Source organism: Zhenhengia yiwuensis (assembly GCF_014384995.1).
Lineage (GTDB): Bacteria > Bacillota > Clostridia > Lachnospirales > Cellulosilyticaceae > Zhenhengia > Zhenhengia yiwuensis.
The window spans coordinates 24,776-41,490 of record NZ_JACRSY010000023.1 but is presented as its reverse complement, the minus strand read 5'-3'; the positions used below and the strand labels follow the sequence as shown (position 1 = coordinate 41,490).

Sequence of the window (16,715 nt, the reverse complement as noted above, 5' to 3'; positions counted from 1 at the left end):
GTAGTAATACCAACTTTTTTTTCAGAGAGCTATTGGCAGGTGAGAAATAGCAAGAAAGAGTATGAACTCGTCGTGGAGCAACTTAACTGAAATAGGAGTAGGTTAAGCGGGAACTTCCCGTTATAGAAGACATAAGTGCGGCTTAATGGCCGAATTAGAGTGGTACCGCGAAATAGCACCTTTCGTCTCTAAATTTTTAGAGATGAGAGGTTTTTTTATTTTTATTTAGAGCTTGAACTATAAAGGAGGAATAAATATGCAATACAATGCACAAGCCATTGAACAAAAATGGAGAAAAAGATGGGAAGAAAATCCTATCAATGAAGATACAGAAGACAAAAAACATTATTACTGCTTAGATATGTTCCCATATCCATCAGGTAATGGTCTTCATGTAGGTCACTGGAGAGGTTATGTATTATCAGATGTTTGGAGCCGTTATCAAATTCTTCATGGTTACCATGTACTTCATCCAATGGGATGGGATGCATTTGGCCTTCCAGCAGAAAACTACGCAATCCAAAAGAAAGTACATCCAGCAACAGCTACAGCAGAAAACGTTGCTAACTTCAAACGTCAGCTTCAAGAAATCAGTGCTGTATATGACTGGGATAAAGAAATCAATACAACAGATCCTAACTACTATAAATGGACACAATGGATTTTCCTTAAAATGTTTGAAAATGGCTTAGCTTATGAAAAAGAAATGCCAATCAACTGGTGTCCATCATGTAAAACAGGTCTTGCAAATGAAGAAGTTAAAGATGGTGAATGTGATAGATGTGGAAGCACTGTTACAAAGAAAAACCTTCGTCAATGGATGCTTAAAATTACAGCATATGCCGAAAGACTTCTTAACGATTTAGAAGGTTTAGAGTGGCCAGAAAAAGTTAAGAAAATGCAAGCTGACTGGATTGGTAAAAGCTATGGTGCTGAAATCGACTTCAATGTAGAAGGTATGGATAAGAGCATTAAAGTTTTCACAACTAGACCAGATACACTTTACGGTGCAAGCTTTATGGTACTTGCTCCAGAACACGCAGATGTACTTGAACTTGCTACAGATGAGCAAAAAGCAGAAGTTGAAAAATACGTATTTGACGCATCAACTAAATCATCAGTTGATCGTATGACAGATAAAGAAAAAACAGGTGTGTTCTTAGGTAGATATGCTGTGAACCCACTTAATGGAAATAAACTTCCAATCTGGATTTCAGATTATGTACTTGCAGATTATGGTACAGGTGCAATCATGTGTGTACCAGCTCATGATGAACGTGACTTTGCATTTGCTAAGAAATTCGAACTTCCAATTATCCAAGTTATTTCAAAAACAGGAGAAGAAGAAACTTTAGAAGAAGCATATACAGAAGAAGGCATTATGATTAACTCAGGTGACTTCAATGGTATGAAATCAAGTGAAGCAAAAGTTAAAATTCCAGATTACCTTGAATCAAAAAATATTGGTAAGAAAACAACAAACTATAAACTTCGTGACTGGGTATTCTCACGTCAACGCTACTGGGGTGAACCAATTCCAGTTGTACACTGTGACTGCTGTGGTGTAGTTGGTGTTAAAGAAGAAGACCTTCCAGTAAGACTTCCAGATGTAGAAAGCTATGAACCAACAGGTACAGGTGAGTCTCCACTTGCAGGGATTGAAGAATGGGTAAACACAACATGTCCAAAATGTGGTGGCCCTGCTAAACGTGAAACAAACACTATGCCACAATGGGCGGGATCATCATGGTACTTCTTAAGATATCCGAACCCAAATAATGATAAAGAGCTTATCAGCAAAGAAGATATGAAAAAATGGGTACCAGTAGATATGTACGTAGGTGGTATTGAACATGCTGTTCTTCACCTTCTTTACGCACGTTTCTATACTAAATTCTTAAATGATATTGGTGTAGTAGACTTTGCTGAGCCATTCAAACGTCTTTTCAACCAAGGTATGGTTACAAAAGATGGCGCTAAAATGAGTAAATCAAAAGGAAATGTTGTATCTCCTGATGAACTTGTAGAGAAATATGGTTGTGACTCACTTCGTATGTACGAACTCTTCATTGGACCACCAGAACTTGATAGTGAATGGGATGATAGAGGTATTGAAGGGGTTTACCGTTTCTTAAATAAAGTATGGAAACTTGTAAGTGAAAATAAAGAAGTAGAAGCTACAAAAGAAATGGAACGTATCCGTCATAAAATGGTATACGATATTACACTTCGTATGGAAAGCTTCAACTTAAATACAGTAGTAAGTGGTTTCATGCAATATACAAACAGTTTAGTAGATCTTCAAAAACAAGCTGGTGGTATCGACCATGAAACAATTAAAACACTTATTGTTTTACTTGCACCATTCGTACCTCACATTAGTGAAGAGTTATGGGAAATGGTAGGAGAAACAGATAGCGTATTCAAACAATCATGGCCAACATACGATGAATCAAAAATGGTAGAAGATGAAATCGAAATCGCAGTTCAAGTAAGTGGCAAAATGGCTGGTAAAATTAAAGTAGGTGTAGATGAAGCAGAAGAAAGTGTACTTGCAAAAGCACACGAGGTTGCAGCAGCACGTCTTGAAGGCAAACAAATTGTAAAAGAAATCTATGTTAAAGGTCGTATCGTTAACATTGTAGCTAAATAATAAAAAATCCCCCTGAATGAATTAGGGGGATTTTTTATTATTTAGAAAAGGAGGACTAAATTGGAAAGTTAAACTTTCTATTTAGTTTAGTATATGCATCTATTCCTCAGAACATGTCAAAGGACAAGTTACATATTTGACATCATCATACGTAATAGAGAATCAAATTGAGTACGCTTATTAGCAGGAAGACAATTACGTAAATGCATCATAAGTGCCTGTTGTCTTTCTGGTGTCATCTGAACGTTGTAGCGTTTAGCCTCATTAGATATGGCCATAATAGCAGCAAGAACTTCTGTAGGGTCTTTGCCTGAGATATTACGAAGCGTACGGTCTACGTTAAGTAGGAAATTTTTATCAATGCCATCAAAGGCAGGATGGTCATAAAAGCCTCTCATATTATTCATAGTATTACCTCCTATTATCCATTATTAGGTTTCATAAAGGCTGAAAGTAAATTAAGCATCTGTTTTTGTTTATCATCTAGTAAAGGTGAGATAGCGCTGAGCATATCAGCAGGATTAGGTGAACTTGGTGGTGGTGGGGATTGAGTCGTTGTTCTTACAGGTTCTTCTTCCGTAGGTTCTGCGTTTGCAGGATCTAGTGAATTAAAATTAATGGGGTCAGCTACTTCAGGAGCAGGTGGATTTTTGCTTTGAGCCATAATGTTTCTAAACTCTGATAGTTTCATCATAGCATCTATAATATAAGTTTTATCTGAATCTAAATTATTACGTACATCATTTAATAAATTATTTTCCCAGTTCTCCCCACGCATAAGGGGTACTTCGGTTATTGGGGGTTCAGCGCTATAAAGTTGCATAACAGAAATAAGTTCTAAAGCTTTAAGCGAAATAGCGAGATTTTTTTGCATACCTCTATCTAAATAAGGTAGTACGCATTTGCAAACACGCATAAACTCTGTGTTAACTTGATCATCAAGTCTATTTCCACTTCGATAAGGTGTTGGTGACATGGACATAGTGGCCCCTCCTTATTATGAATCTCTATAATATATGACCGGATAAGCTTTAAATAGAACAAAAGATATAAAAGTTTATTCATAAATCTGTTATTGATAAATTTAATAGAAGTAAGTAGAATGAAAGAAGTACGAAAGATGCAAAAAGAAAGGATGGGAGACTATGAAAAAAGTAAAAAATATACTACGTGTACTAATCCTATGCATGATGCTTAGTATAGCTACAGGAGTATATGCACAAGAAGTGACCAATATTTCTACATTAGAATTTACTAAACTTTTAAAACCACTTGATACAAGTAATAGATTAAATATAAATGAAAGTTCTAAGGCACTACTTACAAGAGAGAAGGCAGCAGCGCTGATTATTAAGCTCATGGGCTATGAAGGTATTGCAAAAGACTATAAAAATAGCACACTTTATAAGGATGTAACGGCTTATAAAGGAGAGATACATATTGTAAGTCAACTCGGTATTATGAGTGGCACAGGTACAGGATTATTTACGCCTACAAAACCAGTGACTTATGAGCAAGCTAAAATCATTACCCAAAGAATCCAAAATAAGCTAAATAAGCAAGCAACATGGAATCATGCTTTTTATGCTATTTCTTCTAGTAGCCAGATGGAGCTTATACCTACTTATGATGCAGTGAGTTTTGGTTGGGCGCAAGTAGGTTATGATGCAGCAAAACAAAGCTTTGGCATTCAGACTACCCAGGGAGACTTTAAAGTACCCACAGGTTTTCAAAAACCACTCGATTTAGCAAAATCTAATGGTGTAGAAACTTATCTTATGGTTTTCTTTGAAGACAAAAATGGAATGGCTAAGCAGCTTCTTAATAATGAGACGCAGGTAGATAAACTCATTAAACAGATTGTAGACTTAAGTAATGGCATTACAAAAGATGGTGTAACCAGGGCCTTTGATGGTGTAACTATTGACTTTGAAAACTTTATAAGTAGTGATTTAGCTATCCCATATACTAAGTTTTTAAGTAAGTTAAAAACGCAGTTAAAACTTCATAATAAAAAGCTTAATGTGGCGGTCCCACCTACTATACACTTTAAAGGCTATGACTATAGAGGAATAGGAGAATATGCAGACAAAGTTATTTTAATGGCACATGATTATTCAACTAAGTCACTTACACCTTTTGAACAAGAAATAGGGCGCATCATAACACCACTTACACCTATTAACGAAGTATATGCTTCTTTTGCCGCCATTACTAATAGTGCTACAGGTATACAGGATAAAAGTAAACTTGTACTTCAAATTTCCTATGGAGCTCTCCAATGGCAGACAAAAGAAGGAAAGGTAATAAATAGCAAGGCTTATACACCTACTTATGATAAAATTTATGCAAGGCTAAAGAACTCGAGTACACAATCACTTTATGATGAGACTTACCAAAATCCTTATGCAGTCTATGAAGAAAATGGTATTAGAAATATAATCTGGTACGAAAATAATAAGAGTGTGAAGGCAAAAACGGATTTAGCTAAATTATTTGGCATTCAAGGCATTTCTTATTGGCGATTGGGCATGATTCCTTTTTATGAAGGATAAGAAAGTCATTTTTAAAGGTTTTAAAGAATACACTAGTAATGAACCTATAAAAGAGGTAGGAGATTTATGGATCCATTACTACGTATTAATATAGACAGGGATTTAAATGAGATAGCGAAACTTATAAAAAGTTATATGACTAAGACGTACATCAATGATTTAACCAAAGAAGTTTTTAGATGTGAACAGCAATGCAAAGGGCACATGTCTAGAGAAGCTCAGCTTATTGAAGCGCTTATACCTTTTACACCAGATGATAAAAAAGATATACTTACTCAGGTAAGCCGTTTGATGCGATATGAGCAAGTAGCACAGGCTATGCTACCTAGACTAATAGGCCCCTTGACACCACCTGTAGAAGGTATGCGTCAAGATGGCCTAAATAGTGATCAATTTATAAAAGAAACTATTGTAAAAGTACTGTTATTTAAAATTATGAGTTCAATAGAGAACCATTAGAAATAGGTTCTAATCGTAGGAGTGTCCATAAGAGGACACTCTTTTGTTCTATGCTAGAAAAGTTTTATTTTACTACAGTATAAAGGGAAGAGAAATGTTTTGATGTAAGCTACATTTCTTTCGAACAATTAAAGAAGAGGGTTAATTAGATTTATCTAATTAACCCTCTTGTTATTTATTTATTTACAATTTAGGATTAGCAGAATGATCCGTTATTTTGGAAGCAACAGAAGAAAATGATGATGATAATAATCCAGATAGTCCAGTCTGAGCCACCACAGCTATTGCCACAGCCATTGCCGCAACCACCAAATAAGTTTCCAAATCCATTGCCACCACAGCAGCATACGAGTAAGAAGATGATGATGATCCAAATCCAACAATTATCTAAACCGAAACATGAGTTCATAAAATATACCTCCTGAATTTTGAGTAATTATAAAGTTAACAAGTAGCCTTGGTGAAGAAGAAGAGTATGACAAGGATAACAATCAGATTAGTAGAGTTTTCACCATGTCTACAAGTGTTTAAATCATTATGAGTTAAGAATAAAAAAACTAATAACATAAGCCATAGCCATTCAGAATGGTTACCTGATGCGGGTCGTGATGCTTCAGGTGATTCTTGAAGTTGTGCATTATAAAAATAGTTGAGTGCCATACAAAGCCTCCTAGATTTATAGAGTTACAACTATTTTATTAGGCTATAAGGCGAAAAATACATCATCCTTAGCAAATTGATCCTGTATTACAGAAGCAGTAGACAAAAACAATGAAGAGAACAATAACAAGGCATCTGTCCATATGGAAGCACTCTGCTAAATAGTCTAATAGATTGTCGAGGCAACCACTGCAAAGTAAGAAGATAATGATAATCCAAATCTACGTGCTGTTGCACATATAGTTACCACACCTTTCTTTAAACTTAAAGGATGTTGATTGAAGTAGTTAAGATTAATTACTACAATAATATCTTATGAACTATGGTAAAAAATGTTACTTATTTTCTTCATTTTCCATTAAATAAAGTAAAAGGAAAATGAGTGGGAGAAGGAAGTCATTTGTTTCAAGGGATGCAGAGCTAGGAGTTGAATGAGATTCAGATTTTAGATCAGATTCAGATTTAGATTTACAATCAGATTTCATATTGAACTGGGGGTGAGAAGTACTGTTTATATTTGAATTTAAAAAATGAGGATCAATATCTTGGTGATTATATTCACCTGGGATAAAAGTACGCATAATGCAGCCTCCTAAAAAGGTATATGTTTGTATTAGTTTATGAAATTGTATTAAATTATATACAAATAAAAATATTGTTGACAGATGAAGAACAATTGTATACAATTATACCTATATAAATTTTCAGAAATTTAATTGATCAATGAAATTTAACTTCAAAAGGGGGAAGCAGTATGTTTGAATTGGATAAAAAATCAAATCTATTAGAATTACCAGAGCACCGCTATCAATTAAAGGAAGTAGATGAGGCAAGGATGTTTAGAGAATTCTATCCTTATGAGGAGATACCTAAGATAGCTTTCAATAATGTGCATGTTCCAGTGAATATGCCTTCAGAAATATGGATTACAGATACAACTTTTAGAGATGGTCAGCAGTCAAGAGCCCCTTATACAGCAGATCAAATTGTGAAAATTTATAAGTTGCTTAATCGTTTAGGTGGACCAAAGGGGATCATAAGACAGACTGAGTTTTTTTTATATAGTGAGCAGGACCGAAGAGCTGCTTTAGAATGTATGAATTTAGGCTATGATTTCCCAGAGGTCACCTCTTGGATTAGAGCTTCAAAGAAAGACTTCCAGTTTGTAAAAGAAATGGGTATTAAGGAAACGGGAATTTTAGTAAGCTGCTCTGATTATCATATCTTCCATAAGTTGCATATGAAGAGGGGAGAAGCTATAGAACATTATCTTGGTGTTGTGAAAGACTGTATTGAGGCAGGTGTTAAACCTCGCTGTCATTTTGAAGATATTACAAGAGCGGATATATTTCATTTTGTTATTCCATTTGCAAGAGAGCTTATGAAGTTAATGGGAGAAACAGGCGTACCGATTAAAATTCGTGCTTGCGACACGATGGGATATGGTGTTAGTTATCCAGGGGCTATGATTCCAAGAAGTGTACATGGTATTATTTATAATCTTCATAAAGATGCAGATGTTCCTCATGCACTTTTAGAATGGCATGGACATAATGACTTTTACCGTGCAGTAGCTAACTCTACAACAGCATGGTTATATGGTGCAAGTGCTGTAAACTGCTCATTATTTGGTATAGGAGAAAGAACAGGTAATACACCTCTTGAAGCCATGGTATTTGAGTACGCACAGCTTAAGGGCACTTTAGATGGGATGGATCCTACAGCTATTACAGAACTGGCTGAGTATTATGAAAGAGAAGTAGGTGAAGTTATTCCGCCAAGAACACCTTTTGTAGGGAAAAACTTTAATGTAACGCGCGCGGGTATTCATGCAGATGGTCTCCTAAAGAATGAAGAGATTTATAATATTTTTGATACAGGTAAAATACTAAATAGACCACCACGTGTAGCTATTAGTAATACATCAGGGCTAGCTGGTATTGCACATTGGATGAATAGTAACCCTGCTTTATATGCGTATAAAGGTATAGATAAGAATAACCCACTTTGTATTTATCTTAAGGACTGGGTAGATGAGCAGTATGCACAGGGAAGAGTCACTGTTATTACAGATGAAGAGTTAGAAGAACTTATTCACGTATATGAAAAGATAACGGACTAGAATAAGGGGTTGGGGAAAAAAAATAGATTAAAATTTCGTAATTATATATAATATTTTGTATAGATTATAAAATAGGAGGGAAAGCATGGGACTTACATTAACAGAGAAAATTCTTAAAGCTCACCTTGTAGAAGGGGAGCTGATTAGAGGAAATGAAATAGGTATTCGTATTGACCAAACGCTTACACAGGATTCAACGGGGACAATGGCGTACCTACAGTTTGAAGCAATGGATATTGATACTGTTAGGACGAAGTGTTCAGTGGCCTATATTGATCATAATATGCTGCAACAAGGTTTTGAGAATGCAGATGATCATAAGTATATTCAAACTGTTGCATATAAACATGGCATTTATTTTTCAAAACCGGGTAATGGTATTTGTCATCAGGTGCATGTAGAACGTTTTGGTATTCCAGGGCAGACCCTTCTAGGTTCTGACAGTCATACACCTACTGGTGGCGGTATAGGTATGATTGCTATAGGTGCAGGTGGACTTGATGTAGCTGTAGCAATGGGGGGAGGCACTTACTATATTACAATGCCCCATGTTGTCAATATAGAACTGACAGGTAAACTTAGACCTTTTGTATCCGCTAAAGATATTATTTTAGAAGTGCTAAGACGATTAAGTGTAAAGGGGGGTGTAGGCAAAGTTATTGAGTATACAGGAGAAGGGATCAAGCATCTTACTGTACCAGAGCGTGCAACCATTACGAATATGGGTGCTGAGCTTGGGGCAACAACTTCAATATTCCCAAGTGATGAAGTTACCGAAAGGTTCCTTAAAGCGCAAGATAGAGCAGAAGTATTTACAAAGCTTATGCCTGATAATGATGCAGCATATGATGAAAAGATAGTGATTCATTTAGATGAACTTGAGCCATTAGTCGCTCTTCCTCATAGTCCAGATCTTGTGAAAGCTGTTAAAGAAGTAGCTGGTCAGAAAGTAGACCAAATAGCTATTGGAAGCTGTACAAATGGTTCTTATCTAGATTTAATGAGAGTAGCTAAAATTTTAAAGGGAAAGACTATACATCCAGAAGTAAGTTTAGTTATTTCACCAGGCTCTAAACAAGTACTCACCATGCTTGCACAAAATGGTGCTTTAGCTGATTTAGTAGCAGCAGGTGCAAGAATATTAGAATCAGGATGTGGACCTTGCATTGGAATGGGGCAGGCGCCTGCAACAGATGCTGTTTCCTTACGTACCTTTAATCGTAACTTTAAAGGAAGATGTGGTACAACTTCAGCAAGTGTTTACTTAGTAAGCCCAGAGACAGCAGCAGTGAGTGCACTTACAGGTGTATTAACATCACCTTTAGAGAATGGAGATTTAGATATTGCAGTAGAAATGCCGCAGACCTTTGTAGTCAATGATAACATGGTTATTAAACCAAGTGAGCATCCAGAGACTGTAGAAGTAGTAAGAGGACCTAATATTAAACCATTCCCACTTAATACTGTGCTTGAAACTTGTGAGGGTAAGGTGCTTATTAAAGTAGGAGATAATATTACAACAGACCATATTATGCCTTCTAATGCAAGTCTTTTACCTTTCCGTTCCAATGTACCTTATTTAGCTAACTTCTGTCTAGCTCCATGTGATCTGGAATTTCCAAAGCGTGCTATAGAGCAAGGCGGAGGTATGATTGTAGGTGGAGATAACTATGGTCAAGGTTCATCTAGAGAGCATGCTGCATTGGCGCCACTTCAGTTAGGGATAAAAGCAGTTATTACAAAGAGCTTTGCACGCATGCATAAAGCGAATCTGATTAACTCAGGTATATTGCCACTTGTATTTGAAAATCCGAAAGACTATGAGACTATTGAAGTTATGGATGAATTAGAGATTCCAGAAGTTAAGAAGCAGGTAGCTGGAAAAGAGCGTTTAACAGTAATTAATAAAACAAAGAACCTTACCTATACAGTCAAGCTAGAAGTATCTGATAGGGAAAGAAAAATGTTACTTTTAGGTGGAAAAATTAATAGGATTAAAGAGTTAGCAAAGCGATAGGGGGGAATAAAAATGGATAAATTACAGATGGCAAAAGAGCACTTTGCACAAATTGTAGAAGAACAACTTAAACGTGTAGAACGTATGAAACAGGACGAAGGCCCTGTAGACTATCAGGCATTAGATAAACTTATTATAGGATGCTGTGGTGGAGATGGTATAGGGCCGGCTATTACAGCGCAGGCAGAGCGTGTACTTAAAGCAGTTCTTAAAGATGAGGTTGCTAGTGGTAAAATAGATTTTAGGGATATTGAAGGTCTTACAATAGAAAATCGTATTGTAGTAAATAAAGCCATTCCAGATGATGTTTTAGCAGAACTTAAAGCGTGTCATGTGATTTTAAAGGGACCTACAACAACACCTTCTAAAGGAGATGGCCCTAATATTGAAAGTGCTAATGTAGCAATGAGGCGTGAACTGGACCTTTTTGCTAATGTACGTCCTGTAAGTGTACCAGAGCTTGGTATTGATTGGACATTCTTCCGTGAAAATACTGAAGGTGAATATGTATTAGGTAGCCGTGGTATCCATATTGATGAAGATATCTCTTTTGATTTTAGAGTGATTACAACCCAAGGTGTTAAGCGTATTGCAAAAGCTGCTTTTGACTTTGCACGTAATAATGGCAAAAAGCGTGTAGCGATTATTACAAAAGCGAATATATTAAAAAAGACTGATGGTAAATTCCTTGAGCTTTGTTATGAAGTGGCAAAGGATTATCCTGAAATTCAAGTAGATGACTGGTTTGTAGATATTATTTCAGCTAACCTGATTAATGAGAAAGTAAGAAGTGGTTTTGAAGTTTTTGTATTACCTAACTTATATGGAGATATTATTACAGATGAGGCAGCACAAATCCAAGGAGGGGTAGGTACTGCTGGTAGTGCAAACATTGGGAATCGCTATTCTATGTTTGAAGCCATCCATGGTAGTGCGCCACGTATGGTAGAAACAGGTAGAGCACAGTATGCTAACCCTGCAAGTATGATTAAAGCAGCAGAGCTCTTACTTCGTCATATTGGTCATGTAGATAAAGCAGATAGAGTACTTGCAGCACTTAAAGTGGCGAATAGTACAGTAAAGATGACTGGACGTAGCGATGGCGCAACAGGAGCAGAATTTGCAGATTGTGTCATTCGAAATTTATAAGTTGATAAAGTGTATATAAGAGAGTGAAAAAGCCCTGTAAGTTATTCATTTTTAGTAACTTACAGGGCTTTTTAGATTTTAGGACAACAGATTCACTATTTACGAGCAGGTAGCGAAGTAGAAATTTAAATGCGAAAAACATTATAGAAAAAGGAGCTATTTAAAGGTATAATAGTAGGCCTATAGACTAAGTATGGACAGGAGAGATAGGCAGTCATGGAAAAATGGGACCTATTTGATGAAAACAGACAACCTTTAAATAAAGTACATTATAGAGGAGAGGAAATAGCCAAGGGACACTATCATGTTGTAGTAGGAATTTGGACGATTAATAGTCAAAATGAGATTCTGCTCACTCTTAGACATCCAGATAAAGATTTTTATCCAGATTGCTGGGAAAATACAGGTGGATGTGTACGCGCGGGGGAAGCAAGTTTGCAGGGTGCTAAAAGAGAGCTTTTTGAAGAAACCGGTATTGATGTAACAGAAGAAGAGTTTATCTTATTTAAAACAGAAAGAACTGAGGATACTTTCAGTGATACGTATATCGTAAGAGTAGATAGATCCATAGAAGAACTTGTCATGCAGGAAGGAGAGACTGTAGCAGCTAAGTGGGTCACGTTAGAAGAGCTAGACCAAATGGTGGATAGAGGCGAAGTTGGTCTTCCAATTGCAGAGAAGTTTTTAGCTTTAAGAGATGAACTTAAAAACTATTTAGAAAAGACAAGTATTTATTAGGCAAAAAGACTGTTGCATGAACGAGTTCGTGCAACAGTCTTTTGTTTTATACTTGCTGTATTTTGTAACAATGATTAAGGGGACCATTGCCATAGCCTAAGTTAAGTCCATCGGAAATAGCACCTGTTACATAATCTTTAGCATATTGAATACTTATTGGAAGTGTATGTCCTAGTGCCAAGTTACAGGCAATAGCAGAGGAAAGTGTACAGCCTGTACCATGTGTATTAGGATTATTAATTTTCTCTGTTTCAAACCAGTAGGAGGTGCCATTAGGAAGGTATAGGAGGTCACTTGCGCTTTCTTCAAGATGCCCCCCCTTTGCTAAGATAGGTTTACCCGTATGAAGAGATAATTCCTTAGCACATTCCAACATCTGGCTTTTAGTGTGAATAGGATTATTAAACGATAGTTGTTGCAATTCATGTAAGTTAGGTGTAATAAGTGATGCAAGTGGAAAGAGCTGAGTAATAAGTGCTTCTTTTGAACTGGTACTATTTAAAGAGCTACCCGTTGTAGCAGACATAACAGGGTCTATAACAATGTGTGCTGGTCTATACTTATCTAGATAGTAAGCAATGACTTCAATGAGAGTGCTATTTGCAACCATACCAATTTTAACAGCATGAGGCAAAATATCTTGAAAGATACATTCAAGCTGCTTTGAAAGAAAGTCTGGGGGAACTTCTAAGATAGAAGTGATACCCTGCGTATTTTGGGCAGTAAGTGCTGTAATAGCACTCATACCATATAAACCATGCATAGTGATAGTTTTAAGGTCTGCTTGAATACCTGCACCTCCGCTACAATCTGAACCGGCAATAGTTAAGATGGCTTTCATATTTGTATCACCTCTTGAGAGAGTTTACTAAGTGCTTGAGCTGCTACGTATATATCAGTTTTAGCAAAAAGGGAAGAGATGACTGCTACACCACTAATACCTAAACCCTTAAGTTGAAGTAGATTAGCTTCATTAATACCACCAATGGCTACTACAGGTATGGCAGTAGCTAGACATATAGAGTGAAGTAAATCCAGTGTAATGGTTTTAGCATCTTGCTTAGTTGTAGTACCAAAGATGGCACCTACGCCTAAATAAGTAGCACCTTCAGATTCAGCTTCCAAAGCACGTTCTATAGTTCTTGCAGAAGCACCGATGATTTTATCAGGGCCTAGTAGAGTACGTGCCTTGGACACACTCATATCATCTAAACCTAGATGGACACCATCTGCATCACTTAGAAGAGCAACTTCTACATTATCATTAATAATAAGTGGTACATTGTAACGTGTGGTAATAGCTTTTATAGCAAGTGCTTCTTGAACAAATGCTTTTGTAGATAACCCTTTTTCACGTAATTGGACAATAGTTACACCACCTTTTAGAGCTTCTTCTATTTGGAAGGCTAATGTTTGGCCCTTGAGCCAGGTGCGGTCAGTTACAGCATAGAGTTTAAGATAGCTTTTCGTAAAGTTCATAGTTTAATCCTCCTTCAACTTTAGAGAAATCTAGTAAGCTTATGGCATCTATAAGTAGGATATGCATAGATCCAGTCCCACCTTGAATTTGACAAAGCTTACTATAAGCTTGCTCACCACTAAGTCCCATGGCTAATGTGGCGGCTAAAGTAGCTTGGAGCAACTGAGTTGGATTTGCACCACAGTAAGCACCAATAAGGCTAGTAAGCATACAGCCGGTACCTGTAATAGTGCTCATGGCAGGATGTCCGTGGAATACCCTGTAAGTGATATGAGGAGAAGAAATAATATCCTCCTCACCACTTATGACAATAATGGAACCAAGCTTTTCACTAAGGTTTTTAGCAAGTTCAATAAGCATATCATAAGAAGACCTCTTTAAAGCGTTGGTATCTATACAAGAGGAATGATTTTGCCAAGTAGCAAGCGTAGTGATTTCAGAGGCATTGCCCCTAATAACAGAAAAAGAAACTTCTTTTAGTAATGTCTTAGCTAAATCTTTTCGAAATTGGGATGCACCTATGCCAACGGGGTCAAAGATAACAGGTATACCAAGGTTATTAGCTTTTTGACCTGCCTTTAGCATACTGATAAATTTAGATTCATTAGGTGTACCTAAATTAAGGACAAGAGCCTGTGCAGATGCTGTAATTTCTTCTACTTCATGTACATCATCAGCCATAATAGGAGAAGCACCACAAGCTAGAAGTACATTAGCGCAGTCATTGGCACTTACATAATTGGTAATACAATGAATAAGTGGACGTACTTCGTGGACCTTACTAGCTATTTGCTTAAACATGTTAGCCACTCTTGCCATACTTTTGTTTTACGTAATACATTAAGAACCATAATAGAAATAGTTGCGCCTCCTAATGAGCTAATCATAAAAGGCATAACATAGGCAAAAAGTGCTGCTTCTTTACCCATAATAAGTGTAGCCATAGGGAATGCTACAAGCCCGCCAATAATACCTGTACCAATGATTTCACCGATATAAGCCATATGTAATTTTTGTGTTTTCATATATAATAAGCCGCAGAGGAAGGCGCCAATCATACTACCAGGAAAAGCAAGTAGTGTACCAGTACCAGAGAGTACTCTTAAAAGAGAGATACAAAAGGCTACACCTAGGCCGTAAAAAGGACCTAGAATAACGCCACTTATAACGTTAATCATATGTTGTACAGGGAAGCACTTAGCAGCTCCAAGTGGAATATAAAAAGCTGAACATATAACGCCTAAAGCAATTAATAAACCTGCAAGTGTAAGCTTTCTAACTTTCATTAAAGATTCCTTCTTTCTTCGAATGTTTTAGTCCATAATATCGACATCTTCGCCGCGAAGAATTTTATTAATGTTACGTACAGCGCACATTTTACCACACATAGTACAAGTATCTTCACGCTCTGGAGTACTAGAAGTGCGGTAATCTCTCGCTTTATTAGGGTCTATAGCAAGGTCAAACTGTCTTTCCCAGTCTAAGTTTCTTCTTGCTTCACTCATAGCGTAATCCCAATCTTTTGCACCAGGAAGCCCTTTCGCTACGTCGGCAGCATGAGCGGCTATTTTAGAAGCAATAATACCCTCCTTAACATCATCAACAGTTGGGAGTCTAAGGTGTTCGGCTGGTGTCACATAGCAAAGAAAAGAGGCTCCATAAGTCGCAGCGATCGCGCCACCAATAGCAGCTGTAATATGGTCGTAGCCTGGTGCTACATCTGTTACCAAAGGCCCAAGCACATAGAATGGTGCACCTTTGCAGATGGTCTGCTGAATTTCCATATTGGCTTGGATTTGATTAAGTGGCATATGGCCAGGGCCTTCTATAATGACTTGAACATTACGGTCCCACGCACGCTGTGTAAGTTCACCTAATGCTACAAGTTCTTTAATTTGAGAGACATCTCCAGCATCTTCAATACTGCCAGGTCTACATGCATCGCCGAGACTTAAGGTAACGTCATAAGCGGCGCAGATATCTAGAATTTCATCATATCTTTCAAAGAATGGGTTCTCGAGCCCAGTAAGCTCCATCCAAGCAAAGATAATAGAGCCACCTCTAGAAACAATATTAGTATGACGTTTTGTTTGTTTGAAAGAGTTGGCTGTATCACGGTTAATGCCGCAGTGAATGGTCATAAAGTCTACTCCATCTTCGGCATGCATACGCACAATCTCAATCCATTCATCAGAAGTGATTTTTTTTAAAGGCTTGTTATAGTAGACAACAGCATCATAGATAGGTACAGTTCCGATAATAGCAGGGCATTCCTTGGTAAGTTTTCTTCTAAAAGCTGCTGTATCTCCAAAAGAGCTTAGGTCCATGATAGATTCAGCACCTAAGTCTATAGCAGTCATTACCTTTTCCATTTCTACATCTAGATTGAGGCAGTCTTTTGAAGTACCTAAATTGACATTAATTTTAGTTTTAAGTTTGTGTCCTATGCCATAAGGTGTAAGGCATATGTGATTTTTGTTAGCTGGAATAGCAACATGTCCCTTAGCAACAAGTTCTCGTAAAGTTTCAGGGCATATGTTTTCATAGGATGCTACATGATGCATTTGGGGTGTAAGAATTCCCTTTTTGGCTGCATCTATTTGAGTTGTGTAATGCATAGTTTGTTCCTCCTTGATTAAAGTTTAATTTTAGGTATAAAAATAGCGAAACCTACCCGTAGACAAGTTTCGCTTAGTAATATGCTATGCTATGACTAACCTTGTTCCCTACGTTGGCATTACCCAAATCAGGTTTAAAGGGTCGAAGTTGATGACTTCCTCTCAGCCCGCACACGAGCTCCCCAGGTTTTGCTATTTTTTATATTTTATCATAAAATTATTGAGTATTAAACAATTTTAAGAAATTAATATTTTTAGAATGAC

17 protein-coding genes, 1 riboswitch and 1 other annotated feature (1 of these 19 cut by a window edge) are annotated in these 16,715 nt (G+C 36.9%); of the genes, 7 read left to right on the top strand and 10 right to left on the bottom strand.

Going from position 1 to position 16,715, the window contains the following annotated elements; all coding sequences use genetic code 11:
- Nucleotides 1-193 (top strand) — a binding site (T-box leader); it begins 19 nt to the left of the window's first position.
- Nucleotides 194-256: 63 nt separating this feature from the next.
- Nucleotides 257-2,653: a leucine--tRNA ligase gene (leuS, locus tag H8718_RS13770; RefSeq protein WP_177671391.1), complete on the top strand. Its 2,397-nt coding sequence runs from the start codon at nt 257-259 to the stop codon at nt 2,651-2,653.
- 128 nt (nt 2,654-2,781) lie between these two features.
- On the opposite strand, the gene H8718_RS13765 is transcribed toward leuS, so the two are convergent.
- Together H8718_RS13765 and H8718_RS13760 are read right to left on the bottom strand one after the other, a co-directional pair.
- Entirely contained in the window at nt 2,782-3,060 is a 279-nt protein-coding gene (locus tag H8718_RS13765) for a hypothetical protein (RefSeq protein ID WP_177671392.1), read from the bottom strand.
- Nucleotides 3,061-3,074: 14 nt separating this feature from the next.
- Nucleotides 3,075-3,635 carry a hypothetical protein gene (locus tag H8718_RS13760; protein ID WP_177671393.1) on the bottom strand — a complete coding sequence of 187 codons (561 nt, stop codon included), beginning with the start codon at nt 3,633-3,635 and terminating at the stop codon, nt 3,075-3,077.
- A 163-nt stretch (nt 3,636-3,798) separates the two neighbouring features.
- On the opposite strand from H8718_RS13760, the gene H8718_RS13755 reads away from it, so the two are divergent.
- Nucleotides 3,799-5,208 carry a glycosyl hydrolase family 18 protein gene (locus H8718_RS13755; RefSeq protein ID WP_249333322.1) on the top strand — a complete coding sequence of 470 codons (1,410 nt, stop codon included), beginning with the start codon at nt 3,799-3,801 and terminating at the stop codon, nt 5,206-5,208.
- A 66-nt stretch (nt 5,209-5,274) separates the two neighbouring features.
- Nucleotides 5,275-5,667 (top strand): hypothetical protein, encoded by a 393-nt coding sequence (locus H8718_RS13750; protein ID WP_177671395.1) that lies wholly within the window; start codon nt 5,275-5,277, stop codon nt 5,665-5,667.
- 196 nt (nt 5,668-5,863) lie between these two features.
- Here the strand turns inward: H8718_RS13750 and H8718_RS13745 are convergent, their stop codons facing one another.
- From H8718_RS13745 to H8718_RS13735, 3 genes are all read right to left on the bottom strand, one after another.
- Nucleotides 5,864-6,076 (bottom strand): chorion class high-cysteine HCB protein 13, encoded by a 213-nt coding sequence (locus H8718_RS13745; protein ID WP_177671388.1) that lies wholly within the window; start codon nt 6,074-6,076, stop codon nt 5,864-5,866.
- Nucleotides 6,077-6,111: 35 nt separating this feature from the next.
- Nucleotides 6,112-6,327, bottom strand: a complete 216-nt coding sequence (locus H8718_RS13740; RefSeq protein ID WP_177671396.1) for a hypothetical protein — start codon at nt 6,325-6,327, stop codon at nt 6,112-6,114.
- A 335-nt stretch (nt 6,328-6,662) separates the two neighbouring features.
- Nucleotides 6,663-6,908 carry a hypothetical protein gene (locus tag H8718_RS13735; RefSeq protein ID WP_249333321.1) on the bottom strand — a complete coding sequence of 82 codons (246 nt, stop codon included), beginning with the start codon at nt 6,906-6,908 and terminating at the stop codon, nt 6,663-6,665.
- 173 nt (nt 6,909-7,081) lie between these two features.
- Here H8718_RS13735 and H8718_RS13730 point away from each other — a divergent pair, with 173 nt between their 5' ends.
- The 4 genes from H8718_RS13730 (at nt 7,082) to H8718_RS13715 (ending at nt 12,353) form a co-directional block, all read left to right on the top strand.
- Nucleotides 7,082-8,449 (top strand): beta/alpha barrel domain-containing protein, encoded by a 1,368-nt coding sequence (locus H8718_RS13730; protein WP_249333320.1) that lies wholly within the window; start codon nt 7,082-7,084, stop codon nt 8,447-8,449.
- 85 nt (nt 8,450-8,534) lie between these two features.
- Nucleotides 8,535-10,466 carry an aconitate hydratase gene (locus H8718_RS13725; protein WP_249333319.1) on the top strand — a complete coding sequence of 644 codons (1,932 nt, stop codon included), beginning with the start codon at nt 8,535-8,537 and terminating at the stop codon, nt 10,464-10,466.
- Between the two features lie 12 nt (nt 10,467-10,478).
- Nucleotides 10,479-11,615, top strand: coding sequence for an isocitrate/isopropylmalate family dehydrogenase (locus tag H8718_RS13720; protein ID WP_249333318.1), 1,137 nt, complete (start codon nt 10,479-10,481; stop codon nt 11,613-11,615).
- Nucleotides 11,616-11,831: 216 nt separating this feature from the next.
- A complete protein-coding gene (locus H8718_RS13715; RefSeq protein WP_249333317.1) occupies nt 11,832-12,353 on the top strand; it encodes an NUDIX hydrolase in 522 nt (173 codons plus the stop codon).
- Between the two features lie 46 nt (nt 12,354-12,399).
- Here H8718_RS13715 and thiD read toward each other — a convergent pair whose 3' ends face one another.
- Genes thiD through thiC form a run of 5 tightly spaced genes read right to left on the bottom strand, consistent with a single transcriptional unit; the run spans nt 12,400 to nt 16,451 of the window.
- Complete coding sequence (thiD, locus tag H8718_RS13710) at nt 12,400-13,194, bottom strand: bifunctional hydroxymethylpyrimidine kinase/phosphomethylpyrimidine kinase (RefSeq protein ID WP_249333316.1); 795 nt, start codon at nt 13,192-13,194, stop codon at nt 12,400-12,402.
- Complete coding sequence (gene thiE, locus H8718_RS13705; protein ID WP_177671403.1) at nt 13,191-13,832, bottom strand: thiamine phosphate synthase; 642 nt, start codon at nt 13,830-13,832, stop codon at nt 13,191-13,193. The genes thiD and thiE overlap by 4 nt, the downstream gene beginning before the upstream one ends.
- Nucleotides 13,807-14,634 carry a hydroxyethylthiazole kinase gene (thiM, locus tag H8718_RS13700; RefSeq protein WP_177671404.1) on the bottom strand — a complete coding sequence of 276 codons (828 nt, stop codon included), beginning with the start codon at nt 14,632-14,634 and terminating at the stop codon, nt 13,807-13,809. Before thiM ends, thiE begins: the two co-directional genes overlap by 26 nt.
- A complete protein-coding gene (gene thiW / locus H8718_RS13695) occupies nt 14,619-15,119 on the bottom strand; it encodes an energy coupling factor transporter S component ThiW (protein ID WP_249333315.1) in 501 nt (166 codons plus the stop codon). The genes thiM and thiW overlap by 16 nt, the downstream gene beginning before the upstream one ends.
- Before the next feature lie 27 nt (nt 15,120-15,146).
- On the bottom strand, nt 15,147-16,451 hold the full coding sequence (gene thiC / locus H8718_RS13690) for a phosphomethylpyrimidine synthase ThiC (RefSeq protein WP_177671406.1): 1,305 nt from the start codon (nt 16,449-16,451) through the stop codon (nt 15,147-15,149).
- An 88-nt stretch (nt 16,452-16,539) separates the two neighbouring features.
- A riboswitch (TPP riboswitch) is annotated at nt 16,540-16,642 on the bottom strand.
- Nucleotides 16,643-16,715: the final 73 nt, after the last annotated feature.